General features: G+C 42.7%; 30 protein-coding genes. 7 read left to right on the plus strand and 23 right to left on the minus strand.

Annotated features, from left to right (window positions below):
- The first annotated feature begins 81 nt into the window (after positions 1 to 81).
- Together QS39_RS01455 and QS39_RS01460 are read left to right on the plus strand one after the other, a co-directional pair.
- Positions 82 to 1116 carry a S66 family peptidase gene (locus QS39_RS01455; RefSeq protein WP_077804416.1) on the plus strand — a complete coding sequence of 345 codons (1035 nt, stop codon included), beginning with the start codon at positions 82 to 84 and terminating at the stop codon, positions 1114 to 1116.
- Positions 1117 to 1221: 105 nt separating this feature from the next.
- Positions 1222 to 1485: a SemiSWEET family transporter gene (locus QS39_RS01460; RefSeq protein WP_000166114.1), complete on the plus strand. Its 264-nt coding sequence runs from the start codon at positions 1222 to 1224 to the stop codon at positions 1483 to 1485.
- Between the two features lie 84 nt (positions 1486 to 1569).
- Here the strand turns inward: QS39_RS01460 and QS39_RS01465 are convergent, their stop codons facing one another.
- The 3 genes from QS39_RS01465 to mutL are packed head-to-tail and all read right to left on the minus strand — an operon-like array spanning position 1570 to position 4701.
- Positions 1570 to 2133 carry a DNA-3-methyladenine glycosylase I gene (locus QS39_RS01465; RefSeq protein WP_077804417.1) on the minus strand — a complete coding sequence of 188 codons (564 nt, stop codon included), beginning with the start codon at positions 2131 to 2133 and terminating at the stop codon, positions 1570 to 1572.
- 9 nt (positions 2134 to 2142) lie between these two features.
- Entirely contained in the window at positions 2143 to 2736 is a 594-nt protein-coding gene (gene ruvA, locus QS39_RS01470) for a Holliday junction branch migration protein RuvA (protein WP_000273417.1), read from the minus strand.
- A 15-nt stretch (positions 2737 to 2751) separates the two neighbouring features.
- Positions 2752 to 4701, minus strand: a complete 1950-nt coding sequence (gene mutL, locus QS39_RS01475; protein WP_077804418.1) for a DNA mismatch repair endonuclease MutL — start codon at positions 4699 to 4701, stop codon at positions 2752 to 2754.
- Positions 4702 to 4907: 206 nt separating this feature from the next.
- On the opposite strand from mutL, the gene QS39_RS01485 reads away from it, so the two are divergent.
- Positions 4908 to 5348, plus strand: a complete 441-nt coding sequence (locus QS39_RS01485) for a LytTR family DNA-binding domain-containing protein (protein WP_077804419.1) — start codon at positions 4908 to 4910, stop codon at positions 5346 to 5348.
- Positions 5345 to 5803, plus strand: coding sequence for a DUF3021 domain-containing protein (locus tag QS39_RS01490; RefSeq protein WP_077804420.1), 459 nt, complete (start codon positions 5345 to 5347; stop codon positions 5801 to 5803). Before QS39_RS01485 ends, QS39_RS01490 begins: the two co-directional genes overlap by 4 nt.
- 47 nt (positions 5804 to 5850) lie before the next feature.
- On the opposite strand, the gene nrdI is transcribed toward QS39_RS01490, so the two are convergent.
- From nrdI to QS39_RS01515, 5 genes are all read right to left on the minus strand, one after another.
- Entirely contained in the window at positions 5851 to 6315 is a 465-nt protein-coding gene (gene nrdI / locus QS39_RS01495; protein WP_077804421.1) for a class Ib ribonucleoside-diphosphate reductase assembly flavoprotein NrdI, read from the minus strand.
- A 77-nt stretch (positions 6316 to 6392) separates the two neighbouring features.
- Entirely contained in the window at positions 6393 to 6926 is a 534-nt protein-coding gene (locus tag QS39_RS01500; RefSeq protein ID WP_077804422.1) for an ABC transporter permease, read from the minus strand.
- A gap of 60 nt (positions 6927 to 6986) precedes the next feature.
- Entirely contained in the window at positions 6987 to 8273 is a 1287-nt protein-coding gene (locus tag QS39_RS01505) for a response regulator transcription factor (RefSeq protein WP_077804423.1), read from the minus strand.
- Positions 8274 to 8284: 11 nt separating this feature from the next.
- Positions 8285 to 9955: a sensor histidine kinase gene (locus QS39_RS01510; RefSeq protein ID WP_307877692.1), complete on the minus strand. Its 1671-nt coding sequence runs from the start codon at positions 9953 to 9955 to the stop codon at positions 8285 to 8287.
- The gene (locus tag QS39_RS01515) at positions 9933 to 10547 is read right to left on the minus strand and encodes a YesL family protein (RefSeq protein WP_077804425.1); all 615 of its coding nucleotides are present in this window, start codon (positions 10545 to 10547) and stop codon (positions 9933 to 9935) included. Before QS39_RS01515 ends, QS39_RS01510 begins: the two co-directional genes overlap by 23 nt.
- Before the next feature lie 134 nt (positions 10548 to 10681).
- On the opposite strand from QS39_RS01515, the gene QS39_RS01520 reads away from it, so the two are divergent.
- Positions 10682 to 11251: an MptD family putative ECF transporter S component gene (locus QS39_RS01520; RefSeq protein ID WP_077804426.1), complete on the plus strand. Its 570-nt coding sequence runs from the start codon at positions 10682 to 10684 to the stop codon at positions 11249 to 11251.
- Between the two features lie 89 nt (positions 11252 to 11340).
- Here QS39_RS01520 and QS39_RS01525 read toward each other — a convergent pair whose 3' ends face one another.
- The 13 genes from QS39_RS01525 to QS39_RS01585 all read right to left on the minus strand — a co-directional run bounded on the left by QS39_RS01525 (position 11341) and on the right by QS39_RS01585 (position 21797).
- A complete protein-coding gene (locus QS39_RS01525; RefSeq protein ID WP_000444647.1) occupies positions 11341 to 12033 on the minus strand; it encodes a methionine ABC transporter permease in 693 nt (230 codons plus the stop codon).
- Position 12034: 1 nt separating this feature from the next.
- A complete protein-coding gene (locus tag QS39_RS01530; RefSeq protein WP_000085667.1) occupies positions 12035 to 13096 on the minus strand; it encodes a methionine ABC transporter ATP-binding protein in 1062 nt (353 codons plus the stop codon).
- Positions 13089 to 14462 (minus strand): M20 family metallopeptidase, encoded by a 1374-nt coding sequence (locus QS39_RS01535; protein ID WP_077804427.1) that lies wholly within the window; start codon positions 14460 to 14462, stop codon positions 13089 to 13091. The genes QS39_RS01530 and QS39_RS01535 overlap by 8 nt, the downstream gene beginning before the upstream one ends.
- A 96-nt stretch (positions 14463 to 14558) precedes the next feature.
- Entirely contained in the window at positions 14559 to 15413 is an 855-nt protein-coding gene (locus tag QS39_RS01540; RefSeq protein ID WP_077804428.1) for a MetQ/NlpA family ABC transporter substrate-binding protein, read from the minus strand.
- 239 nt (positions 15414 to 15652) lie between these two features.
- Entirely contained in the window at positions 15653 to 16147 is a 495-nt protein-coding gene (gene lnu(C) / locus QS39_RS01545; RefSeq protein ID WP_019543803.1) for a lincosamide nucleotidyltransferase Lnu(C), read from the minus strand.
- 23 nt (positions 16148 to 16170) lie between these two features.
- Positions 16171 to 17208, minus strand: a complete 1038-nt coding sequence (locus QS39_RS01550; protein WP_002837184.1) for an IS1595-like element ISSag10 family transposase — start codon at positions 17206 to 17208, stop codon at positions 16171 to 16173.
- Positions 17209 to 17298: 90 nt separating this feature from the next.
- On the minus strand, positions 17299 to 18129 hold the full coding sequence (locus QS39_RS01555; RefSeq protein WP_077804429.1) for an amino acid ABC transporter substrate-binding protein: 831 nt from the start codon (positions 18127 to 18129) through the stop codon (positions 17299 to 17301).
- Between the two features lie 103 nt (positions 18130 to 18232).
- Complete coding sequence (locus QS39_RS01560; RefSeq protein WP_000253936.1) at positions 18233 to 18556, minus strand: AzlD domain-containing protein; 324 nt, start codon at positions 18554 to 18556, stop codon at positions 18233 to 18235.
- Positions 18546 to 19241 (minus strand): AzlC family ABC transporter permease, encoded by a 696-nt coding sequence (locus tag QS39_RS01565; protein ID WP_077804430.1) that lies wholly within the window; start codon positions 19239 to 19241, stop codon positions 18546 to 18548. The genes QS39_RS01560 and QS39_RS01565 overlap by 11 nt, the downstream gene beginning before the upstream one ends.
- Positions 19242 to 19360: 119 nt before the next feature.
- The gene (gene tsaD, locus QS39_RS01570; protein ID WP_077804431.1) at positions 19361 to 20371 is read right to left on the minus strand and encodes a tRNA (adenosine(37)-N6)-threonylcarbamoyltransferase complex transferase subunit TsaD; all 1011 of its coding nucleotides are present in this window, start codon (positions 20369 to 20371) and stop codon (positions 19361 to 19363) included.
- Positions 20361 to 20798, minus strand: coding sequence for a ribosomal protein S18-alanine N-acetyltransferase (gene rimI, locus QS39_RS01575; RefSeq protein WP_023945167.1), 438 nt, complete (start codon positions 20796 to 20798; stop codon positions 20361 to 20363). Before rimI ends, tsaD begins: the two co-directional genes overlap by 11 nt.
- Entirely contained in the window at positions 20795 to 21478 is a 684-nt protein-coding gene (tsaB, locus tag QS39_RS01580) for a tRNA (adenosine(37)-N6)-threonylcarbamoyltransferase complex dimerization subunit type 1 TsaB (protein ID WP_077804432.1), read from the minus strand. The genes rimI and tsaB overlap by 4 nt, the downstream gene beginning before the upstream one ends.
- A 103-nt stretch (positions 21479 to 21581) precedes the next feature.
- On the minus strand, positions 21582 to 21797 hold the full coding sequence (locus QS39_RS01585) for a hypothetical protein (RefSeq protein WP_000282494.1): 216 nt from the start codon (positions 21795 to 21797) through the stop codon (positions 21582 to 21584).
- A 279-nt stretch (positions 21798 to 22076) separates the two neighbouring features.
- On the opposite strand from QS39_RS01585, the gene QS39_RS01590 reads away from it, so the two are divergent.
- A complete protein-coding gene (locus tag QS39_RS01590; RefSeq protein WP_000639575.1) occupies positions 22077 to 22310 on the plus strand; it encodes a DNA-dependent RNA polymerase subunit epsilon in 234 nt (77 codons plus the stop codon).
- 1 nt (position 22311) lies between these two features.
- Complete coding sequence (gene rnjA, locus QS39_RS01595) at positions 22312 to 23991, plus strand: ribonuclease J1 (protein WP_000331986.1); 1680 nt, start codon at positions 22312 to 22314, stop codon at positions 23989 to 23991.
- A 200-nt stretch (positions 23992 to 24191) separates the two neighbouring features.
- On the opposite strand, the gene mnmG is transcribed toward rnjA, so the two are convergent.
- Positions 24192 to 26105 (minus strand): tRNA uridine-5-carboxymethylaminomethyl(34) synthesis enzyme MnmG, encoded by a 1914-nt coding sequence (mnmG, locus tag QS39_RS01600; protein WP_077804433.1) that lies wholly within the window; start codon positions 26103 to 26105, stop codon positions 24192 to 24194.
- A gap of 9 nt (positions 26106 to 26114) precedes the next feature.
- Positions 26115 to 26570 carry an NUDIX hydrolase gene (locus QS39_RS01605; protein WP_180374978.1) on the minus strand — a complete coding sequence of 152 codons (456 nt, stop codon included), beginning with the start codon at positions 26568 to 26570 and terminating at the stop codon, positions 26115 to 26117.
- Positions 26571 to 26694: the final 124 nt, after the last annotated feature.

Consider the following 26694-nt stretch of genomic DNA (forward strand, 5'->3'; position numbering starts at 1 on the left):
CTTCCCTCTACCCTTTTCCCTATAGTTTTCTCCCATCTTTTATGATAAAATAGGCTCAATCAATTTCTAGGAGGAAGAAATATGGTTTCTACTATTGGTGTTGTTAGTTTATCTAGTGGCATTATCGGAGAGGACTTTGTCAAACACGAAGTGGACTTGGGTGTCCAACGTCTCAAGAACCTGGGACTCAATCCTACCTTTTTGCCTCATTCGCTAAAAGGATTAGACTTTATCAAGGACCATCCTGAAGCTCGTGCAGAGGATTTGATTCATGCCTTTTCTGATGATAGCATCGACATGATCCTATGCGCCATCGGTGGAGACGATACCTATCGCTTACTACCTTATCTTTTTGAAAATGACCAACTACAAAAGGTTATCAAACAAAAAATTTTTCTTGGCTTCTCGGATACAACCATGAACCATCTCATGTTGCATAAACTAGGAATCAAAACTTTTTATGGTCAATCCTTCCTAGCAGACATTTGTGAATTGGACAAGGAAGTGCTGACCTATAGCCTCCACTACTTTAAAGAATTGATTGAGACGGGAAGAATCTCAGAAATCCGCCCTAGTGACGTTTGGTATGATGAAAGGACTGACTTCAGTCCCAAGGCTCTGGGGACACCTCGTGTCAGTCATGCAAATACTGGTTTCGAGCTGTTGCGGGGAAATGCCCAGTTCGAGGGAAAAATCCTCGGTGGTTGCCTCGAATCCCTCTACGATATCTTTGACAACTCTCGATACGCAGATAGCACGGAGCTCTGCCAAAAATACAAACTTTTCCCTGACTTGTCAGACTGGGAAGGAAAAATCCTCTTGCTAGAAACAAGCGAAGAAAAGCCTGAGCTGGAAGACTTCAAAAATATGTTGCGGACTTTAAAAGACACTGGTATATTCGAGGTCATCAGTGGACTCTTGGTCGGAAAACCTATGGATGAAACTTTCTATGACGACTATAAAGAGGCACTATTGGATATTATTGACAGCAATATCCCGATTATCTATAATCTAAATGTCGGCCACGCAACTCCAAGAGCAATTGTACCCTTCGGAGTTCACGCCTATGTAGATGCAAAGAAGCAAATCATTCGCTTTGACTATAACAAAAAATAAATAGTTTCTCTATTTTTGTGCTTTTGTATTCGTTTTCGTTACAATTTGTATCTGAATTTATTGCATTTCGCTAATTTCTATGATATCCTTTTGAAGGAGGTGTATATGACAAAACAAAAAATTAATCGAATCGTAGGTTCTATTGGTGCCTTTATTGGAATTATAGTATTTATTGCCTACATACCTCAAATTATCGCTAATTTACAGGGAAATAAAGCTCAACCATTTCAACCTTTATCAGCTGCTATATCTTGCTTAATCTGGGTTATTTATGGATGGACAAAGGAACCTAAGAAGGATTGGATACTAATCATTCCAAATTCAGCTGGTGTTATTTTAGGTGGAATCACTTTTTTGACTTCACTCTAACAAATCTAATAGTATATATAAAAAGCTGGGAAAAATTTCTCAGCTTTTTTCTATATTCTCAGATATGCTAGTTACCTGTACATACTAACGACCGCTTTTCCACTCACAATCATTCTCATGGTCATCAACTAGCCCTGCAGCCTGTAGAAAAGACAAGACAGCGACTGGGCCTGTGAACTTAAAGCCTCGTTTTTTGAGATCTTTGGCTAATTTCTCAGACAAAGCGGTTTTAGCTGGGGCTTGGCGGTAATCGGGAACATCATTAACGACAGTTTTCCCCTCAACAAAGGACCAAAGATAGGCATCAAAAGAGCCATATTCTTCCTGTAGTCGTAGAAAGGCTTGGGCGTTAGCGCGTGTAGCAAAAATCTTGGCTCTATTTCGGATGATAGCTGGATTATCCAGCAAGGCTTCCAATTCGGTATCGGTCATCTCTGCGACCGCTTGAATTTGATAGCCATGAAAGGCTTCTCGGAAAGCTTGGCGTTTGTTGAGTACCGTTTCCCAAGACAGGCCTGCCTGATAGGTTTCCATGCACAACAACTCAAACAATACTTGATCATCATGGAGGGGATGACCCCACTCCTCATCATGATAGGCAATGTAGAGCGGATTGGTCATCTTGACCCACGAACAACGTTTTGTCATGCTCTGCTCCTATTTGACCAACATTTTAAGGGCCGACTTGATATAGTTCTCAGCTGTATCTGTCGTTCCTTCAAAGAATTTCTTGATTTTCTTGAGCTCTGTTGCCTTGTAGCCCAGTGCCAACATGGCCTCCATAGCTTCTTCCAATTCTTGGTTTTCAGCGCTGGCTTGCACTGCCACCTTAGCAGGAAGGTCATCTCCTGCAACTACTACCTTGCCTTCCAAGTCCAGCACCATCTGCTGGGCTGTTTTCTTGCCAATTTTAGGGAATTTGGTCAAGTAGGTGATATTCTTGGTTTCAATGGCTTGAACCAAGCCAGCATTGTCATCAGCAGCGATAATAGCGAGAGCTGATACAGGGCCAATCCCAGATACCGAAATCAGACTGAGAAAGAGCTTTTTCTCATCTTCTGAGCGAAATCCATAAAGTAGATGGGCGTCTTCACGCACGACCTGATGCACATAAATTTGAGCTTCTTGGTTGACTTGTCCTGAGTAGGCATAAGGATTGGCCACATGCAAAATATAACCAATACCGTTGGTTTCAAGAACAATGTATTTAGCAGTAATTTTGGTAATGATTCCTTTTAAATATTCGTACATAATTTTCCTTTTAGTTTAATATTTCCCCAACTCACGGAGACTGGTGTGATTTTCCTGAATGCGTCGGAACATCTTTTCCATATCTGACTTGGTAAAATGCACCAAAACAGGACGGCCATGTGGACAGTTATAGGGATTGTCACATTGAGAGAGCTGATAGAGGAGTTGTCTAGCCGAATGGTCATCAATACGATGATTGGCCTTGATAGAACGCTTGCAGGACATCATAATAGCCAACTCTGCTCGGTATTTCTTGATCGAAACTTCCTTGGTCAAGAGTAGCATATCACACATCTCATAGATGCCTGACTCAATCTCTTCTTCTGCCATCCAAATAGGATGTTCACGTAAGATAAATTGATTTTCCCCGTACTCTGCTAGAAAGACACCCACTTCCTCCAAATGTGTCATTCTTTCCTTGAGACGGAGGGCATCATCCGCTGGAAATTCAAAGATATAGGGCACTAGGAGTTGCTGCTGGCTCTGGTCAACATCGCCAATGCTTTCACGGTACTCCTCGTACTTAACCCGTTCCTGAGCCGCATGCTGGTCTATGATGTAAAGTCCATCTCGCCCTTGGGCAAAGAGATAAGTCCCGTGCATTTGCCCGAAAAATTCCAACTCTGGGAAGCTTGAAGATTCTTCTCGCTCCAGCTTGTCATAAGCCTTATCCAGACTGGTTAAATCTAGCTCTGGGTGATCTAGCTGGTCGTAGTTAGCAGGCTTTCTCTCTGCAAAATGCAGTTTTGCTGGTTTGGTCAGCTGATCCAAGGTTTCCTTGGCAAATAAAGTTAAATCCTGTCCTTCATCAGTCAATTCTACCTGATAATCAGCTACTTCAGCTTGACTAGGTCTTGTCGGCTCAGTTTTCTCATAGTAGAGCGTATTTTCTTTGAGTGGAAGAATGGTTTGCTCCACCTTCTCACGATTGCGCACAGTCGATTTGGCAAGATTTTCCAAGGCATCTGGAATCAAGGTTTGTTCCTTGAGACTATTTGCAATAGCTTCTGAAACTAGGGTCATCAGTTCTTTTTCCTTGGAAATCCGCACCTCTTGCTTGGTTGGATGCACATTGACATCCGCTAGATAAGGGTCAATATGGATATGAATGACAGCCAGTGGAAAACGCCCCACCATGAGCTTACTGCCATAACCGTCAAGAATAGCACGATTGAGTAAAAAATTCTTGATATAACGGCCATTGATGAAGAGGCTGATATAGTTGCGATTAGCCCGAGTCAACTCAGGCAGGGAAACAAAGCCTGAAATTTCGAAATCAAGGTCAGAATTCTCAATTTCAATCATCTTCTTTGCACTCGCCAAACCGTAAATCCCTGCGATAGCTTGGCGCAGTTGACCAGTCCCTGCTGTTCGCGTCATTTCCTTGCCATCACTAATCAAGCTAAAAGAAATCTCAGGATGGGCCAAACCCAGACGATTGACAATATCAATGATATGAGACAACTCCGCCTGCTGGCTCTTCATATACTTGAGACGGGCAGGCGTGTTGAAAAAGAGGTCCTCCACACAAACCTTGGTTCCCACTGGACTGGTCGCTGGGATGACTTCTTCAACTTCTCCCCCACGCGCGACTAACTTGGTTCCATGACTAGCACCATCCACCGCCGTCAACAAAGTCAAGACACTAACAGACGCAATAGAAGGCAGAGCTTCACCACGAAAACCAAGCGTCCGAATCCGAAAAAGATCTGCTTGATTTTTTATCTTGCTGGTCGCATGACGACGCAGGGCCAATTCCACCTCATCGTGGGCAATTCCATGACCATTATCTGTGATTTGGATTTTCTTGAGACCAGCTTCCTCAATCTCAATGATAATCTGACTAGAACCCGCGTCAATGGCGTTTTCTACCAACTCCTTAACAACGCTAGCTGGACGCTCGATAACCTCTCCAGCTGCAATCTGGTTTGCCAGCACCTCTGGCAATTCAATAATATGAGACATCTTTCAGCCCCTTTCCGTATCTATTTTCCTAGAAATTGATTAGTGCTATTATACCATATTTCAGAAAGGACAGAAAAACAAGCACCACATAGGAACCAAATCCCTCCACATAGACAAAGTCCCTTGCAAGGGGTTGAAAAATAGTGTTTAATAAAGGTGTACAAGAAGTGATCACAATTTTGTATGAAAAACAAGGAGAGAAATTTATGAAAGTAGAACTACAGATTAGTGAAACTTACGAAGAGGAAAAGCTGATTGTTCAAGCACCTCAGCCGACAGATAAAATCCAGAAAGTCATCGAGTTCGCAAAAAATCTTGACCAAAAAGAAACAATCAAAGGAAAGATTGATAATCAGGTCTATCTCGTTAAGATTGGCAAGATTCAACGCTTCTATATCGAGAATCGGAAGGTTCTAGCGGAAACGGCGAGTCAGACCTACAACATTGATTTACGGCTCTATCAGGTCCTTGAAATTCTGCCAAGCAATTTTATCCAAATTTCCCAATCAGAAATCATCAATATCAACTCCATCTCTCATCTCAAGCTCACGCCCAACGGTCTGGTAGAAATTTTCTTGAAAAACGAAAGCTTCACCTACTCTTCACGCCGTTATCTAAAAACCATCAAGGAGAAATTAGAACTATGAAAAAACAAGTATTTCACGACGCAGCTACTGGTGTCCTCATCGGCCTCATCCTCTCCATCATCTTTTCACTCATTTATGCACCAAATACCTACTCCCCGTTAAGTCCCGACTCTCTCGTCGGCCAAGTAATGGCTCAACATCAGGTTCACGGTGCCCTGGTCTTGCTCTACTGTACACTGATCTGGGCAGCCATCGGTATTCTCTTCAACTTTGGCAAGCGATTATTCAGCCGTGACTGGAGCTTGCTCCGTGCCACTCTGACCCATTTCTTCCTTATGCTGGCTGGCTTTGTCCCACTAGCGACCCTAGCAGGTTGGTTCCCCTTCCACTGGATCTTCTATCTCCAGCTCATTATCGAGTTTGCGATTATCTACCTCATCATTTGGACTATTTCCTATAAAAGAGCATCAAAAAAAGTAGACCATATCAATCAACTCTTGGAGCATAGAAAGTGAGAGTGCTGATAAAACTGCCTAAGATAATAAAAAAGCTAAGCCTAAGCTTAACTTTCCAACTCATACAAATCTGCGATAATCGCTGCGACACGTTTGATATCTTCCAGCATGCCTCGCATTTCAAAGTCAGCCAAGACAGGGAAACCAAAACGTTGACTGTATTGCTTGGCTGTCAGGCAGTATTGGTTATTAAAGTTACGATTTCCTGAGCCAACCACGCCAAAACACTTACTAGCATTGTCACCATAGGCGATAAAATCCCCTACTGGTGTCGTCAAAATCTCTACATCTCCATTATCCACGCCATTCCCACCTTCAAGGTAGGTCGGTAGAAAGGCAACGTAAGGGTGGTCCATTTCATAGAAATCGTGACCTTCCTTGACCAAATCCTTGATATGAATCTTTTGAACCTCAATTCCCTCGTACTGGGACAAGAGATAGTCTTTCAAGCGCGTCACAAAACTCTCAGTATTGCCACTCAAACTAATATAAACTAAAGAAATTATCTTCATATGTACCTCCATGATTTTATCTATAATCGAAAAAGAACTACCAAGATTGTATCTTGATAGTTCTTTTTTGTCAATACTTAGGCAAGATCTTCTGTTTCCTCTTCTTCTGCCAAGGCTTTCTGTTGACGCCATATCTTGTAGAAGACAAGAGCTAGGAAGAGAACATTGATGACGATAGAGAGAATGCTAACGGCTTGTGAAATAACACTTATCCCTAAACGCATGGTCTCATCGTGAACCAACTGCACAGCGTCCTGTAAACCAACATAGCCATAAATTGAACCAATAATGGCTAGCAAAACATAGCCGACATAAGTATAGTTTGCATATTGCAAATTCTTACGAATAAGGAAGACAATCGCTACTACAACTAAAATAGCAGATAGCACAATCAAGGCCATATTAAAAGTAGAATGAGTTGATTCTGCTACTCTATAGGTGTAATTAAGCTGGTCTTCTAATTGCTGAGCACTGACCCCTGCAACTTGTTTCTGAGCGGCACGAAGGGCTTCTTTACTAGGTAAAGGACTCAACATTCCAAACAGAGACATAGCTGAAATAAGGGCAGACAAGATTAGCAAGACCCATAGATAAATCGGTTTCTTTTTCATGATAGAACCTCCTGATGTTATTATTGATATTATAGCACTTTTTGTAAAGGGATACAAATTTTATAGTATCGTTTCTACCTGTTTTCGGTAGGCTTTTGGTGATTTTCCGCACAATTTTCGGAACACTTTATAGAAATATCCAACGTTACTGTAACCAACAGCATAACAAATATCTTCGATACTATCACTAGTTGAAAGTAAGAGCTGCTGGGCAGCCTTAATGCGTTGTTTATTTAGTAATTCTGCGAAGGTCGAATTGGTTTCTCGCTTAATCAACTGCCCCAGATAGACAGGATTGATAAAAAGATCCTTACTAATATCCTTGAGAGAAAGTTCTTTCTGATAATCACGCCCAATGACTTCCAGCACACTGACCACATTTTCATTCATACGATATTGTCCAAAGAATCTTGTCAGAGTTCCCTTGATATATGGAACCAATTCATCGAAGGATTGAATAGCATGAATGGTTTTGACAATGTCCGTCATATCATCAGCTTTGAGGTGTTCAAACAAATGGAAAACATCCATAACAAACTGGATAAAAAGCTGTTTGGTAATCGGAACACGCGGCGTATTTTCAAGAACCACCTTCTCCAAAAGGTTCAACTCTTCCACGATTTGATTGAGATTCCCCTGAATGATAACCCTATAAATCGGTTCGTAATAGGCAAAGAGACTCTCAGACTGTTTTAGATTTACAGAACCGTAAAAGAGGGCTTTCTCAGCATTCAGCTTCCAGCGTTCAAAGTGTTCTTGATAAGGAGCTTCAAAGGGAGTAACGACTAAACCATCTAGGGATTGATCAGAAATAAAAATCTGCCAGTCTTGACCCAATACATAGTAGGGAATGGTGAAAGAGCCTTGTTTTTCCTTGGATAGACCTATCCACCAATTCTCCTTACCTCCTAGATAACTAACAAATCCAGCCTCGTCTAAATCTTGACTGAGAGTCTGACTTTTCTTTCTTCTCTCTCCAAGCTGACCTGCAATCTTCTCCAGCAGATTTCCTAACTCTACCTTATCAACAGGCTTAACCAGATAGTCCACGACACTAAGGTTCATAGCTCTTTTTACATAATCAAACTCCTGATAACCTGAGAGCAGGATATAGGCAGCATCTGGTAAGATTTCTTTCATCTCCCAAATCATATCAAGCCCTGTTTTGTCGGGCATATTGACATCGGAAATGACCACATCGACAGGATTTTCCTGAACATATTCTAGGGCTTCATCGGCATGACTGGCTGTTGCGACGACCTCCATATCCCACTTATCAAAGGGAATCAAACGTTTCAGACCTTCTGTCACCATGTACTCATCATCTACTAATAATACTTTATACATTTTCTCCCTTTCTACTCATCTTGAATTGTAATACGATACTGAACACCTGCTTGCTCTGCAGAATCTATAGTAATAGCATAGCGGTCCCCAAAATAGAGCACAAAACGCTCATGGACATTGACAATCCCGATAGATTGCTTTTTATCACTGTAACTGGCTTGGTGTTCAAAATGTCTCTGACTTAATTTTTCTCGAATACTTGTCAGTTTTTCAACCGACATTCCACGGCCATTATCGACCACAAAAATTTCTACAAAACCATCCTGTTTAAGCGCTTTGATGCTAATCACATTATCTGTCCGTCTGTGGTCAACACCATGCGCGAAATAATTTTCTACCAGCGGTTGCAAGGTAAACTTGGGAATCTTCATATTCTCTAACTCTGGATCTATCTTGAAACCATAGGCAATGGACTTGGGATAGCGAACCATGCAGAGATAGCTGTATTTACGGCAAAATTCTAATTCCTGTTTGAGAAGAGTTTCTCTTTCGTCGGAAATATTGTTACGCAAGAGACTACTGAATTCATAAATGATATCTGCCAACTCATCTTGACTTTGCATAACTGCATACATGCGCAAGAATTCCAGCGTATTATACATAAAATGAGGATTGATTTGCGCCTGCAGGGCCCGCATATTGGCATCTTTTTGACTAAGCTCTAACTGATAAATATCATGGATATTCTTTTCCAAGCGATCCAACATATCATTGGTGGTCTCTGCGATTAAAAGCAATTCCTGATCCTTTTCAAGCGTGTCAATGCGAAGACCTTCTTGCCCTTGGGCAATAGCATGGATGGAATCCACCAAATCCACTACCTGCTTTTGGTAGTTGGCAAAGGTCTGCCTCAAAGTCAGATAGAGAATGACAATAAAGAGAAGGCTCAAGCCCACAATCAAAGCAGAGCTAGTCACTGTTCCTTGTAAAACAAAGTTTTTGGGAACTGCCACCTGAACCTGATAGCCATGAGAGGTCACACCAACAAACCAGTTCTCATGCTCCCTATTGACCCTCTCACCAATATGAAAAATCTCCGTATCAAAAGGCGATGTCACAGTAACAGCCATCGGGATATGACCTCGGGTATTGTCTACAGCATGGTATAAGATTTCTGGATCCAAGGAAATATAAACAACCCCTATAGATTGATCCGTCGCTGGATCTAAAATAGGAACTCCAAAACTATTGGCCTCTGGTTTAAAGCCTTCCGCAAGTACCGAATGACCCCCTCTCTCATTTCTACTCGAAACATAAACTTCTTTAAAGTCCTGCAAGACGATTGCAACACCCGTTATATAGTCATTCTGAACATACAGGTCATCGATATTTTCATACAGAGAAATAGAAGTTGACGAAGCCGCTTGATGCTCCAACAGCCAATAAAAATACTCAGAAGTTGACAGGCTAAAGTACTTATAAACCCCTTGTATCCGGTCTTGATTGGCTACTAAATCTTGAGCTAGCTGGGCTGACTCGCGATAATAATATTCCACCTCTTCGACTGTTCGAGTGGTTACACGCTGGGCTACTCTATGGGCTTCCTTTTCCCGTGAATCCCAGTCGGCGTAAGAGAGTAAGATTGCAAAACTCGCAATAATAATGATCATCACTGAACTGTAGGTTCTCAGAAGCGTATGTAGCCAAAACTGCTTCATTCTATTTTGTCGCCAATTTTTCATGGATACTTTCATAGACCGGTTCCAACATATCACTGATAAAGAAATGCCACATCCCAATTCCTACAAAAAATAGCAGGGCAGGCATATAGTAACCAATTGCCACAAGTAGCACTGTCCCAAGGAGAACCTTGGCCACAGCTGCTAAACTCATAAAGATGCCAATCAAGGATAGTTTGAGGCTATTTCGATAGGACAAATCAAAATAAACTTGTAATTTCAAAGATACTGTATAAGCCAAAAAGATCAGGGCAACTACTAGGACATTCAAAAATGTCGCAATCAAATGAATAATAGTCTGATGAGGCAATTGTACCAAGAGATACAGGCCATAGACCAAAACTAAATCCACTCCTAAAAAGCTATAAAAAATCAGGTTGCTTGAGACGAAATTTTGCTTATAAAGAGACCAAGCCTCCTTCAAACTGTATTCCCGAAAACTATAACCATGTTCTGCATATAGGCTCATCAAGGTGGTACTAGCCGGCGCTAGACCAAGAATAATCCCTCCCGCCAATGTTAATAGCCAAAAGAAGGCTGTCGCAATCATCCCTAAAAAGAAACGATTAAAGACAAAGTCTAAAAATCTCCCCATGATATCCCCCTAAAAATAACTATGAAACCATTATATCATATTTCAAGCGTTTTCAAAAACTTCTACTATCCATTTACAATCCCATCAAACCGTGGTACAATGAGAATTGTGAAAAAATTATCAGGAGACAATTCATGAAGAAATCTATCTTAACTACACTACTCTTTGCAGTTCTTTACTTCCTCTGCATGGGGATTGGTGTCCTTTTGGGCAATCTCTTTGACCAAACTGGAAACATGTTTTATGCGCCTGCCTTTACTGCCCTTGTCGGCGGTAGCGTCTATATGATTCTAATCGCAAAAGTTCCGCGTTTTGGAGCCATTACCACTATCGGCCTTGTCATTGCCCTCTTTTTCTTGGGAACTAAACACGGTGCCGGTGCCTTCCTTCCTGGAATTATCTGTGGTCTGCTAGCAGATGCAGTAGCTAGCCTCGGAAAATACAAGGACCAAACAAAGAATTTCCTTTCTTTCATTCTCTTTGCCTTTAGCTCAACAGGACCAATCTTGCTTATGTGGATTGCTCCCAAAGCCTATATGGCTACCCTCCTAGCAAGAGGAAAATCCCAAGAATATATCGACCGTATCATGGTTGCGCCAAATCCTGGAACCATCCTTCTATTTGTCGCAAGTGTAGTCATCGGAGCCCTATTGGGTGCCTTGATTGGACAAGCCTTGAGTAAAAAATTTGCGCAGAAAATCTAGTCAATAAAAAAGAGCCAGGCGGCTCTTTTTTATTTAGCTCTATAATATTTGTAGTGGGTAAATCCCCTATAGATCTTATGGAGCTTATTTTATTTATGGCTCAATTTCTTGGTCAAGAAATCTCCCAAGAATTGGATTGCAAAGATAATCAAAATGATAATGATGGTTGCCAAGATGGTCACATCGTGATTGTAGCGGTTAAATCCATAAGCGATGGCTACGTTACCGATACCACCAGCTCCAACCGCACCAGCCATGGCTGTTTCCCCAACAAGGGAAATCAAGGTCACAGTCGTCACACGGATCAAATCTGGAAGACCTTCTGATAGGTAAACACCTACGATATCCCAGAATGTCGCTCCGCTCGCTTGAGCCGCCTCAATGACACCACCATCTAGCTCAGCCAATACAACCTGCACCTGACGGGCAAAGAAGGCAAAGACTGCAAAAGATAGCGGTACGATAGCCGCATTTGGACCAATGCTTGTTCCTACGATTAGATGAGAGAAGGGTGACAAGACTGCCAAGAGGATGATAAAAGGAACCGCACGGAAAATAGAGGTAATCTTATCCAAAATCCAAAAAACGACTTTATTTTCCAAGACACCACCTGGCGCTGTCAAGACAAGGAAGAGACCTGCCACTAGCCCCAAGAAACCTCCGATGATGAAGGAAAGAACTGTCATATAGAGGGTTAGGTAGATGGCTGTTCCCCAGCCTGCTTGACCAGCCCAGCCCATTTTATAAACATTTGGTAAATAGGTTTGAATCAATGATTCCATCTTACTGTCCTCCCTTCAATACTTTTAGCTGTACGCCTGCTTGACGAATGGCTTCTTGGGCACCTGCTAGCGCTGCTTTTTCACCTGACAAGACCACCACCAATTCTCCAACAGGAGTACCGTCAAGAATTTCGATATTTCCATAAAGGATATTAGCCGTTACTTGGTAACGCTTGTACAATTCATTCAAAAGTGGCTCGTCTGTTGAAGCCCCCGCATACTTGAGCTGCACCAAGAGACTGTTTTCAGACAAGTGTTCCACGATTTCTTGCTTCTCAATCTTGACCATGGCTTCGTCAATACCTGTAGCTGTTGAGATAAAGTCTTGAGTCAAAGGTTGTTTAGGGTCTGAGAAAATTTCAAGGACGCTACCCTCTTCAATCAAATGCCCATCCTGCATAACTGCCACACGGTTGGCAATGTCTTTGACAATCTGCATTTCATGCGTAATTAAGACAACAGTCAAGCCTAATTTTTGGTTCAAATCTTGCAACAAGGCTAAAATCTGCTTGGTTGTCTTAGGGTCAAGGGCAGAAGTTGACTCATCTGAAATCAAGATTTTTGGATCATTAGCTAAGGCACGCGCAATAGCCACACGCTGTTTTTGCCCTCCAGATAGTTGTGAAGGGTAGTTTTCAGCACGGTCTGCCAAGCCAACCAAGTCCAACAACTTGGCTACTTTAGCTTTCTTTTCTTCCTTGCTAAGTCCAGAGTGTTTGAGGGCAAAGGCTACATTCTCCTCTGCTGTCTTCTGGCTCATCAGGTTGAAATGCTGGAAAATCATTCCGATATCCTGACGTTTACGACGCAACTGCTCGGCCGTCAAGGTAACTTTGCCATCAAAAATCACATCGTCGTCAATGGTAATTTTCCCTGCAGATGGTTTTTGCAAGAGGTTAATCACCCGTACAAGGGTTGATTTCCCTGCTCCAGAATATCCAACGATTCCGTAGATATCCCCTTCTTGGATGTGAATGGTCACATCCTTGACCGCTGTGATGGTTCTCTTCTTTTGATGGAAAGTCACATCGATCTGATCTAACTTGATAATATCTCTACTCATAGCTTCTAATCAGCTCCTCTACTAATTCAATATGGGTGTAGTAATCGGCGATTCGCACATTTTCATCTCCACCGTGGTCTCGGCTATTAGCATTTCCTAGACCAAAGGCCACCATTGGCACCTCTAGGGCATCAAAGACCGTATGCATTGGCCCTGTTCCAGCTGTAGTCGGCAAGACTGAAACGCCCTGTGGATAGAATTTCTTGGCCAACTCGATTACATTGAGAATGGCTGGCGCGCTCATATCGCTTCGATAGCTCATCTCTCCCAAGGTATAGTATAATTCTACCTTATCAAAGCCATTTTTGTCTAGCTGTTTCCGAATTTTTTCCAGAACATCATGCGGTTCTAGACCAGGAACCAAACGAACTTCTAGCTTAGCGCTGGCTTCTGCTGGCAAAATCGTTTTAACTCCTTGTCCTTGATAACCTGACTGAATCCCTTCGATATTAAGAGCTGGCTCGAAAAAGAAACGTTTTAGAAAGGCTGCACGGTCCTCTTGTAAGAGAGGCAATTCCAAACCATAAATCTGGCTGATTTCCCCTGGATTTCGTTGAGCGTAAGTGTTCACCAAGGCCAATTCTCGTTCATTTGGCTCTTTTACTTCTTCGTACAATCCTTCAACCAAGATACGGCCATCTGCAGCTCGAAGAGACTGTAAGGCTTGAAGTAGGTACCAAGGAGCTGACTCCACAACCCCTCCGTAACTAGAATGGATATCCACATCAGCACTTTTTACCTTGGCATCAAAGGTCACAATCCCCTTATTTCCACCAGAAATTTCTAGCTGTTCCAAAGCATTTTTGGTCCCTTGTTCCCAGACCAACAAATCTGCCCCACGAAGTTTATCCGCATGTTTTTCCAGATACTTATCTAGGTCTGTCGATGCAGATTCCTCCGCTCCCTCCATGATAAAACTAATATTGACAGGCAAATCATCATGGTGCTGCATGTATTTTCTCAAAGCACTCAAACGAGCTGTGATATGACCCTTGTCGTCATCAACCCCACGCCCATACATGAAGCCATTGCGGACCGAAAGCGTAAAGGGATCCTCTGTCCAGACCTGATCCCCATCCGCTGGCACAGTGTCATAGTGGTTATAGAAAATTAGGGTCTTGGCATCTGGACGCGAACTCTTGAAATGCGCCATGACAAAGGGCGCCGTATAAGTCTCATCAATCTCCACTTCAGCCCCAACACGCTTGAAAATCTCACCCAGATAATTTGCGACTTCCTTAAGTCCAACCTGCTGGGCAAAGACCGATTTTTTAGAAATCAAGGTACGCAAAACCTCAAAATAATGCTGAACTACATGATCCTTTTCAAATTTTTCAATCTGTTCTTGTTCACTAGGAAAAACCATATTCTCTCTACCTTTCTATGAACTACTCTTCCTGACAATCCCTGCTCTATACAAAAGCAAGAGGTGGAATTTTCTCTCCCACCTCCCTGTTTCTTATTACCAAACTGGTTGATCCAAACCGTCTGATGTTTCTTCGATAACTTTTTTCACTTCATCTGTGTGGTAAGCTGCGATCACTTTCTTGATAGCATCAGCCTTAGGTGATGTTTCCCAATCTTTTTTCGCAACGATGATGTTGTACCATTGTTTTGAGTTTTCATCAGCTTGTTCTTTGAAAAGTGCTTTCTTGTAGTCCAATTTTGCTTCTGTAACGAAGGTATTGTTTACAACGGCAGCGTCAACTGATGACAATGAACGAGCTGTTTGGCTAGCGTCCAATTCAGTGATTTTCAAGTTCTTTGGATTTTCTTTGATGTTAGCAACTGTTGCAAGGGCAGTTCCAGAAACATCCAATTTAATCAAGCCAGCTGATTGAAGCAAGTAAAGCGCACGGCTTTCGTTTGTAGCATCGTTCGGTACAGCGATTTCTCCGTTTGCTGGGATGTCTTCTACTTTAGTGTACTTGTTGTCACTTCCATTCAAACCTGAGTAAAGGCGAATTGGAGAGATGTAAGTATCTGCAATCGCTACAAGGTCTTTCCCATTTTCTTTGTTCCAGTTGTTCAAGAAGTTATAGTGTTGGAAGGCGTTCAAATCTACTTCGCCATCAGCAGTTGCCTTGTTTGGTTGTGAGTAGTCTGTGAACTCTGTAAATTCCAAAGTGATACCGTCTTTTTTAACCAATTCTTGAACCTTATCCCAACGAGCTTCTTCAGAACCGCTACGGTTAACCGTTGCGATTTTGATAGTTGTTGCATTGTCTGCTTTCTTTTCTGAGTTTCCGCAAGCTGCAAGAGTCAAACCTGCGACTGTAGCAAGAGCTACTACACCAAGCCATTTTTTGATTTTCATGATTCTTTCTCCTTAAAAATAATACCGTACTAGTATCTCACAATTTGTTTGATTTCACAAATTGTTATTAGATAGTCAGATATATAGTTTAAAACTATATCCCTAAAAATTGAGAAATCACCCACCTTACTCAGAATGGATGATTTCAAGAAATTATTGGCTATGTCACAACAAACAGTTGATAAATAGCCATTTTTATAGGGGAGTATCAGAACTCCCCTACAAACTGTTATTTGCAGTTATCTATACTCATTTGGAATTTCGATATGAAGTGTCTCACACAATAACTTCACATCATGTGCATCATTTTCATCAAACTCGTATCCCAGATGGAACATTACTTGACTATATGGTTCAATACAGGAAACCTCTATTTCCTCAATTCTTCCTTTACCCGAAAAAGTTTCTACCGGAAAACAATCCCCATCATAAAGAATTTCACCTTCGTCCGTATATTCAAAACAATGCAAATCAATAATTCTGTTTTTCAAATCTTCCCATACAGTATGGTTCAATGTTGTATATTCCATCTTAATCTCATAAAAGCCATTAGCTTTCATTATTTCTATAAAGTTCTGATAATCGTTCTTTTCTACAAAAATGTCAATATCATTATGGGCTCTTGACTGATATCCAAGAAGAGCATCTACACCCCAGCCACCATCAAGAAAGACTTTAATCTCCGCATCTATTGCAAATTGAAGAATCTGTTTTACATCTGTTATATTGACCATCTTATCATCTCCACAAATTCTAATTAGGCGACCAGAGGAACTGCTGGTCTGTTTGATAAATCTCTGCATTTAGCAGTTTTCAATGTTGCCAAAACGAAAGTTAAGAAGATGTTCCTTTTCTCCATGTCGCTTTCTTTGGCGTAATTTACAAGGTTATTCCACACAAGATAGTTGTTCAGATACTTGGTAGAAACACCGTTAAAGCCACGCATAAACCTCTTTAGCTGGCTATGGTAGCTATTGATATGTTGGATATTATAAATGCCTTTCTTGGCTTTGCCAGTCTTTAACTGCACAAGGTCAATGCCATTGGCATTTGTAAATCTCACATAGGAGTTCATCTTGTCCGTAACAAGAGTGGAATTGGTCTTAATCCTACCATCATAAATATGATGTAAATCTCTTGTAGAAACTCTACCAGTATTCGTAATCTTGGAGATAGACAAGCCATTCCTATTAACCGCACAAGGAACACATACCTTTTCTTGGGACAAGCCTCTGATATGTGTAGAATGACCACGCTTATGAGCCTTGCGTGGCATAGCAAATGTCTTACTCTTGCTATGATTGCCCTTGTACGAGATGGCGAAAAAAGTTTCGTCAGCCTCAATAATGCCGTCAAGGGTAACATCGTCTGCCATATTCTGAAGTGCATCCAAAATCTTGTGTCTCCAAAGGAATGCGGTGTTTCTGTGAATCCCACAAGCAACAGCAGTCTTACGAATGGATAAGCCATTCATCATACAATCAATGTACTGCTCCCACACGGACAAGTCTTTTCTTGTACCAGACACAATGGAGTTCGTAGCAATCACGAAGGACTTGCCACAATCCTTACATACATATCGCTGTGTGCCATCTTTACGATGACCATTGCGAACCACATGGATACAGCCACAAAGAGGGCATACACGACCATTTGCAAAGCGTTCCTTTGCTACGAAATCTTCAATATTCAAAGACTTTACAAAGGCAGGACTTAAAAGCATTGTTTTAAGGCTTTCCTGCTCTGCGACAGTCAACTTACCGATAATATCTAATGCGTCTTTGATAGTAGGCATATCCAATTACCTCCTTCGGTGGTACTGTTTCTTACTATTATTATACGCTATTTCTCGTCAAAATCAACCATTTGTTGTGACAGAGCCAAATTATTTAATATCAGCTTCTGCTGGTAGGTAATTGTCTCCAAAGAATTGTTTAGACAATTTTTCAAGAGTTCCGTCTTTGTAGAGTTCTTGGATACGTTTGTCTACAAATGTTTTCAACTCATCTTGACCTTTAGCAAGAAGTGGGTAAACGTAAGGTTGTTGGTCGCTTGGAAGTTCAATAACTTTCAAGTTGTCCAAACCTTGGTTTTTGATAACTGTTTCAACACCGATTTTATCAAAAATCTTGTAGTCAAATTGGCCATCGCTCAAGCGTCCCATGATTTGTTGGAAGTCTGCTTTAGTGTAGTTAAGGACAGTTGGATTATCTGCGTGTTGCTTGTTATAGTCTTCTAACTGTTTAGCCGATGTTGTTCCTTGAACAACTTCTGTTGATTTTCCACCAATATCATCAAGCGATTTGATGCTAGAGTCGTCTTTCTTGACTACAAGGACGTTAGGGTTTTTAGCAGTTGGAGCTGCATAAAGATATTTTTCAGCACGTTCTTTAGTGTAGCTGATGTTGTTAACAGCCATTTGGTAACGATCAGCATCAAGTCCTGCAAAGACTCCTGACCATTCTGTCTTCTCAAACTTGACATCATACTTGTCAGAGTCTTTAAAGATAGCACGAACCACTTCAATTTCGTAACCAGTCAATTCGCCATTTTCTTCATAGTTGAATGGTTTTGGTGAAGCATTGGTTGCAACGATAATTTCTTTCTTGCTAGCTGCTTCTCCTTCTTTCTTAGCACCACCTGAGCAAGCTGCTAGAACACCTGTAGCAACAAGCCCTAGGGCAGCAAGAGATGAGTATTTAACGATTTTTTTCATGTCATTTCCTCCAAAATAGAATACCTTATAATCTTAACAGAAAAAAAACATTTACGCCATTATATGATATCTATCTCTGTGATAGGTTTTCTTTATGACCGATTTAAAAGACCAAACGCAAGACTGCAATCAAGACAACTCCAAAGAGAACTGTTCCGACTAGATTTCGGTAGCGAAAGGCTACCCAAGCTGTTGGAAAGACTGCTAAGAAGTCCAGCCATTTGATTTGAGGCAGGCTACCAACCTTGCCTGTCACTACACTTGAAAGAATCAAGGCAAAGATAATAGAAACGGGCAAGAACTTCAAAAAACGCTCAACGATTGCAGGTAAACCCTTATACTTGACCAAGATGAAGGGAATCATACGGGGAATCCAAGTCACCAAGCCAGAGAAAATAACTGCTAATAAAAGATACTTACTGACCATCTAAAACCACCCCCATTGTACAACCAAGTAGCGTCGCAAACAGAACAGCGAGTGACTGAGACACCACTGTCAAGAGTAAAAAGAAGGACACCGCAACAACTGTTAGGATAATGAGCAGATTGCGGACAGGAATCCGTCTTTGCATAATCTGGAATTGCGAAGCAAAAATACCAATAAACATCCCAACCAGGGCAAAATCTAAACCAAAGATTTCTGGATTTGGCAGCAGGCCACCCAGAGCCGTTCCGACTACTGTTCCCACAAACCAAGCCACATAGCTGTTAAGATTGTTTCCGTGCATCCACATCGGATTGACCTTGTCTGCATGAGCCAATTCGCCCATCAAAACACCATAAGTCTCATCCGTCAAGATACTAGACATACCGATATTGTGCCAGAGACTAGTATGACGGAAATAGGTCGACGCATGCAAACTCAACAAAAAGAGACGCAAATTAATCAAAAAGACCGTCATCGCAATAGCTGCCACAGGAGCTTGAACCGCAATCAGTGCCAGCATGGCAAACTGGGCACTCCCAGCATAAACAAAGAGGCTCATCAAGCCCATCTCAACAGGTGTCACATAGGGCGCACCGATAATCCCACAGGCAAGGCCAATACTGACATAACCAAGGGCCGTTGGCATGGCTGCCTGCGCCCCCTCCCAAAATCCTTTTTCTTTCATCTTTCTCCTCATATTGTCTTAATAGGTGGGCTGAACAAGCTCCAGCCACAGCATGGACTATTATAACACATTCATAGAAGAGAAAAAAGTCTGCTGATTGTAATCAGACAGACTCCTTTTTATTCCATGGTATCAAAAGCGAGACTTGGTTTGGCATTGAGGCCCAAGCTTGCAAAATTTTCTTTGTTCCACTCGCTGACGCTGGCATAGGCAATCATTCCTGCATTGTCTCCACAAAGACGCAGTGGTGGGATGATGACCTTGACATCTGTGATTTCGGCCGCTAGGCGTTCTCTGAGACCTTTATTGGCTGCCACACCACCTGCCACGACAAGGGTTTTAACAGGGTATTTCTCCAAAGCCTTCTTAGTTTTAGCCATAAGAATATCCAAGACAGCTGCTTGGAAGGAAGCACACAAATCCTCTGTGGACAAGCTTTCTCCCTTTTGCTCAGCATTGTGGTGAAGATTGATAAAGGCAGATTTCAAACCTGAGAATGAAAACTCCAGATTATCTTCCTTAATCATGGCACGAGGAAAATCATAAATATCCTGTCCCTGATGAGCTAGCTCGTCAATCTCACGACCGGCAGGATAGGTCAAGCCCATGACACGGCCGACCTTATCATAGGCCTCGCCAACCGCGTCATCTCGCGTTTCCCCAACAATCTTGTAGTCACCAGCCTCCGAAACATAAACCAACTCTGTGTGTCCACCGCTGACCAAGAGGGCTAGCAAGGGAAACTCCAAAGGCTCCACACTCTGAGCGGCCATGAGGTGACCAGCCATGTGGTTAACAGGGATAAGTGGAAGTCCATGTGCCCAAGCAAAGGCCTTGGCAGCTGACAAACCAACTAGCAAGGCTCCAACCAAGCCTGGTCCATAGGTAACAGCCACAGCTGTCACATCGTCTTCGGTAATCCCTGCTTCTGCCAGAGCCTCCTCGATACAGGCTGTAATGACCTCGACATGGTGACGACTGGCTACTTCTGGCACTACGCCCCCAAAACGTTTGTGGCTCTCAATTTGACTGGCAATGACATTGGACAAGAGTTCATCGTCGTTTTTCAGTACGGCAACACTGGTCTCATCACAGGATGTCTCAAATGCTAAAATATATCTATCCTTCATCTATTTCTCTCTTCATGATGATGGCGTCCTCGACCGGGTCATGGTAGTAGGCCTTTCGCTCAGCGATGACTGCCATTTTTTCTTTCTTGTAAAATGCTTGCGCTCGTTGATTTGACTTTCTGACTTCGAGGAAAATCTCCTTGTCTGTCGGCAATTGAGCAAACAAGGCTGACGCAATTCCCTGACCCTGATAGTCTCCTTTAACAGCGATTTGCAAGACTTCTGCCTCAAAGATATTTTCCTGCACAGCTAGAAATCCAATCACTTCTGCCCCATCATAAGCCAGAGCATACCAAGTCTGGTCTTGGGACAGGTCTGCTTGGATTTGTTCCAGAGTCCAAGGACTGACTGGGTAAACAGCTGCCATGACAGCGTAGATGTCTTGAGCCAAGTCAGGTTGCTGTTGGATTCGTTTGATTTCTATCATAGGCGTTTAATGTAAGACTCGCCAGACTCTGTGTGGTTCTTGAGCCAGTTTTCCTCAGCCTCAACACGCTTGAGGTAGTTAGGCACAAAGTCGTGCAAGGAGTCTGCTTCCTTGTCCCAGGCCAAAAGAGCTAGATTAGCTGCATTTGGCAAGGTTTCTTTGAAATTAGTCCTTGGCAAGTGTTCTTGAATCTGCTCCACAAAGGTGCCAACTTCTCCGACAAAGGTTACCTGACTAGCCCCCTTGATTAACTCAATCACTCGCTCAAAAGGCAGGTGCGCTTCTGGCATGACAGGTTTGGCATTTTCATAAAATCCTGCGTAAACATTGTTGCGACGTGCATCCATCAAAGGAACGAACAAGCCTTCTTGTTGGTAGGGCACCAGAGCCAAGAGGCTAGACATACCAACTAACTCAATGTTCAGAGTATGAGCCAGCGTCTTAGCAGTGGCTACCGCGATTCGCAAGCCTGTGTAACTACCTGGTCCTTCCGCCACCACGATTCGGTCCAAATCCTTGGGCGTCCAGTCCAAACTTGCCATCAAAAAATCGATGGCAGGCATGAGGGTAATACTGTGATTTTTCTTAATATCAATCGTCATCTCGGCAAGAATCTGCTTGTCCTCTAAAATAGCGAGAGAAAGAGCCTTGCTGGACGTATCAAAAGCTAATACTTTCATAACACATTCCTATCTTTTTGTCTGCTTACTATTATACTACAAAAGCTGGCACATGGGAATTTTCTTTATCCCCAAACAAAAAGCCCCAGCATGAGCAGGGCATCTAAGCATTTAATCCAAAGTAAAATACAAACCAAACGACATAGGTTACGAGGAGGAGAAAAAGCGAATAGAGAGTCACAAAGGTAATCTTCCACAAGAACTTGGTTTGTCGTCGTTCCAGTTTGGCAAATAGAAGATTCCCTCCATAAACACAAGCAATAAAAACGATAAAAGCTACCACGCGAACTCCGATAGCAAAAGCAAATAAGTTATACATAGGGAACCTCCTTGACTTAAAATCTATATGGAATTATGACCAGCAATAAATTTCACTTCCATTATCAATATAACACATTTTCTTTATTTTTGCAAGCGCTTACCAAAGGAATTATCCCATGACTTTCTCGTTTCCGTCTTTTACTAATTTTTCATTTTGTGGTATAATTGAAATAATTGTAACGAATCAAGGTCAATCTAGACACAAAATGGAATGAAATCAAGCAAATCTCTGCTAAAAGTTTGGAATAAGCTGACCTGTAAAATAGAAAGGAACTATATGATTTACAAAGTTTTTTATCAAGAAACAAAAGAACGTAGCCCACGCCGTGAAACTACACGCGCACTTTATCTAGACATCGATGCTAGCTCAGAACTTGAGGGTCGTATCGCTGCTCGCCAACTTGTCGAAGAAAATCGCCCAGAGTACAATATCGAGTATATCGAACGCTTGTCTGACAAATTGCTAGATTACGAAAAAGAAACTGGCGCCTTCGAAATTACGGAGTTCTAATATGGCCTATACTCTTAAACCAGAAGAAGTCGGCGTTTTTGCTATCGGTGGTCTGGGAGAAATCGGGAAAAACACTTACGGGATTGAATACCAAGATGAGATTATCATCGTCGATGCTGGGATTAAATTCCCAGAAGATGACTTGCTGGGTATCGACTATGTCATTCCTGACTACTCTTACATCGTAGACAACATCGACCGCGTCAAGGCTGTTTTGATTACCCACGGACACGAGGACCACATCGGTGGGATTCCATTCCTGCTCAAGCAAGCAAATGTCCCTATCTATGCTGGACCGCTTGCCTTGGCTTTGATTCGTGGGAAACTCGAAGAACACGGCCTCTTGCGCAACGCCAAACTTTACGAAATCAACCACAATACTGAGTTGACCTTTAAAAATCTCAAGGCAACTTTCTTTAGAACCACTCACTCTATTCCAGAGCCTTTGGGAATTGTCATTCATACTCCTCAAGGGAAAATCGTCTGTACGGGGGACTTTAAGTTTGACTTTACTCCAGTTGGTGAACCAGCAGACTTGCACCGTATGGCGGCTCTTGGTGAAGAAGGCGTGCTCTGTCTTCTCTCGGACTCGACAAATGCAGAAGTGCCAACCTTTACCAACTCTGAAAAAGTCGTTGGCCAGTCCATTATGAAGATTATACAAGGCATCGAAGGACGTATCATCTTTGCATCCTTTGCCTCAAATATCTTCCGTCTCCAGCAAGCAACAGAAGCTGCTGTTAAGACTGGACGTAAGATTGCGGTCTTTGGTCGTTCTATGGAAAAGGCCATTGTCAACGGAATTGAGCTTGGTTACATCAAAGCTCCTAAGGGAACCTTTATCGAGCCAAATGAAATCAAAGACTACCCTGCAGGCGAGGTTCTCATCCTCTGTACAGGTAGTCAAGGTGAGCCTATGGCGGCCCTCTCTCGTATCGCCAACGGAACCCACCGTCAGGTGCAACTCCAACCCGGCGATACCGTTATCTTCTCTTCAAGTCCAATCCCTGGAAATACGACTAGCGTCAACAAGCTGATTAACATCATTTCAGAAGCTGGTGTCGAAGTTATCCACGGTAAGGTTAACAATATCCATACATCTGGACACGGTGGCCAGCAAGAGCAAAAACTCATGCTCCGCTTGATTAAGCCAAAATACTTCATGCCTGTCCACGGTGAATACCGCATGCAAAAAGTCCATGCTGGACTTGCGGTGGATACTGGTGTTGAGAAGGACAATATCTTTATCATGAGCAATGGTGATGTGCTTGCCCTCACTGCTGACTCAGCTCGTATTGCAGGTCATTTCAACGCCCAAGATATCTATGTCGATGGAAATCGTATCGGTGAAATCGGCGCAGCTGTCCTCAAAGATCGTCGTGATCTATCTGAAGACGGTGTCGTTCTAGCAGTCGCAACTGTTGACTTCAAATCACAGATGATTCTGTCTGGTCCAGACATCCTCAGCCGAGGCTTTGTCTACATGAGAGAGTCTGGCGACCTGATTCGCCAAAGCCAGCGCATCCTCTTCAATGCAATTCGTATCGCACTGAAAAACAAGGATGCTAGCGTGCAATCTGTCAATGGTGCCATTGTCAACGCTATTCGCCCCTTCCTTTATGAAAATACAGAACGTGAACCGATTATCATCCCTATGATCCTCACACCAGATGAAGAATAAAGCAAGAAAACAGCCCCGAAAACGGAGCTGTTTTTCTCTATGCTTTCTTTTGAGATTGAAACTCAATAAAAATCGAAATCAGACTAGAAGGCTAGGCGAAAGCATAACTTGAGTTAGCTCCCATAGTTCGGGGAACTATGGGAGGCTGGAGATGAATCAAAGCCAAGCTTTGAACTCATTCGTAAGAAGCCGACGACGTATCATTTTGATTTTTGAAGAGTTTTAGAAATACTACGATTTTTACCTTCCAGATAGACCATCAAAATAGAAATATCTGCTGGGTTTACTCCCGAAATACGACTGGCTTGGCCGATGGTTTCTGGATTGATAAGTTTGAACTTCTGACGAGCTTCGGTTGCAATAGAATCAATGTCATCCCAGTCAATATTGGCTGGAATGCGTTTTTCTTCCATGCGTTTCATCTTGGCAACCTGGTCCATAGCTTTTGAAATATAGCCTTCGTACTTGATTTCTGTTTCAATCAATTCGATAATCTTGTCATCCAAGTCCTCTGCTGCTGGCCCGATGAAAGCCACCACATCTTGATAAGAAACTTCTGGACGGCGAAGGAATTCTTTGGCTGTCACCGCATCTGTCAACGGCTTGAAGCCCATCTCCTCAACCTTGGCATTGGTTTCCTTGACTGGCTTGAGTTTGATGCTGTCTAGGCGTTTCATCTCATTTTCAAATTGATTTTTCTTGATTTCAAAGCGAGCCCAGCGTTCATCATCCACAAGACCAATCTCACGCCCCATCTCAGTCAAACGCATATCAGCATTGTCATGGCGGAGAATGAGACGGTATTCAGCACGACTGGTCAAGAGACGATAGGGTTCAATGGTTCCCTTGGTCACCAAGTCATCAATCATCACCCCAATATAACCGTCACTGCGCTTCAAAATCAACTCAGGCTTGCCTTGGATTTTCAGAGCTGCATTGATCCCAGCGATAATCCCTTGGCCAGCAGCTTCTTCATAACCTGACGTTCCATTTGTCTGTCCAGCAGTGAAAAGACCTGAGATTTTCTTGGTTTCCAGAGTCGCACGCAACTGATGAGGCAAGACCATATCATACTCAATGGCATAACCTGTTCGCATCATCTCTGCATTTTCCAAACCTTTGATAGAATGAACAAGTTCACGTTGCACATCCTCAGGGAGACTGGTTGAGAGGCCTTGCACATAGACTTCCTCTGTATTGCGTCCCTCTGGCTCAAGGAAGAGTTGGTGGCGTTCCTTGTCCGCAAAGCGCACAATCTTGTCTTCAATCGACGGACAGTAACGAGGCCCCACTCCCTTGACCACACCTGTAAACATAGGCGCACGGTGGAGGTTGTTTTGAATAATCTCATGACTGGTACCGTTGGTATAGGTCAACCAGCATGGCACTTGGTCTTTGACATAATCCTCATCACGTGAAGTATAAGAGAAGTGATTAGGCGCTTCATCTCCTGGCTGAATCTCGGTCACATCGTAGTTGATTGAAGAAGCCTTGACACGTGGAGGGGTTCCTGTCTTGAAACGACCGATTTCGAGGCCCAGTTCCTTGAGATTGTCAGCAAGGTTAATAGAAGCTAGGCTGTGGTTAGGGCCTGACGAGTACTTGAGGTCTCCGATGATAATTTCCCCACGGAGAGCCGTCCCTGTCGTCACGATAACAGCCTTTGCAGCATACTCTTGATGGGTCGCTGTACGAACACCGACAACCTTGCCATCTTCCACCAAAATCTCGTCAATCATAGTCTGACGAAGGGTCAGATTTTCTTGATTTTCAACCGTCTTGCGCATTTCCTTAGAGTAAAGCTCCTTGTCAGCCTGCGCACGAAGGGCACGGACAGCTGGCCCCTTCCCTGTATTAAGCATCTTCATCTGGATGTAAGTCTTGTCAATGGTTTTGGCCATTTCACCACCGAGGGCATCAACTTCACGCACGACAATTCCCTTGGCAGAACCACCGATAGAGGGGTTACAAGGCATGAAAGCCAGCATTTCAATGTTGATAGTCGCAAGCAAGACCTTACAGCCCATACGGCTAGCTGCTAGGGATGCTTCTACCCCAGCGTGTCCCGCACCGATTACAATAATATCGTATTCTTCAGTAAAATTATATGTCATGTTTCTCTCCTATTCCTCAAGATGGATGTGTCTTAGTTGGCCGTTCCAATCGGGTAAGGCTGTTTTTAAAAAGGCTGGAACTAGTTGAAAATCCTCAAGCTTATCCAAGTCAATCCATTCACAGGGCTGCGTCTTCTCATCTTCCTGCATGGTCAATGGGGCATCCTCAAGCAAATCCACCAGATAATGAAACTCGATATTGTGATAATAAACACCGTCCTGTTCAAAACGATTTTCAACCACAAAAGCTAGTTGCCCAGCTTGAGCTTTGACACCCAGTTCTTCCCTCACTTCACGGACTACCGCGTCTTCCGTGCTTTCATTGACTTGAATCGCACCACCAATAGTGTAATACTTGCCCTTATCTCTGGTGACTAGAAGCTTGCGATTTTGAAGAATCAAAGCTGTCGCCCGAACTCCAAAAACCGTATTGTCTACTTTTGTCCGAAAGTCTTGTTGAGTCATTTTTATCCTTTCCTTTAAACGACACAAAAACAGTCAAAACTCCAAAGAAGTGCAGGACAAAAAAGCCTGCAACATCCATGAGCTTTGACCATCATTTCTATTGCTTTTATTATTGTAGCAAATT

Origin of the sequence: Streptococcus mitis (genome assembly GCF_002005545.1) — a bacterium.
Taxonomy (GTDB): domain Bacteria; phylum Bacillota; class Bacilli; order Lactobacillales; family Streptococcaceae; genus Streptococcus; species Streptococcus mitis_I.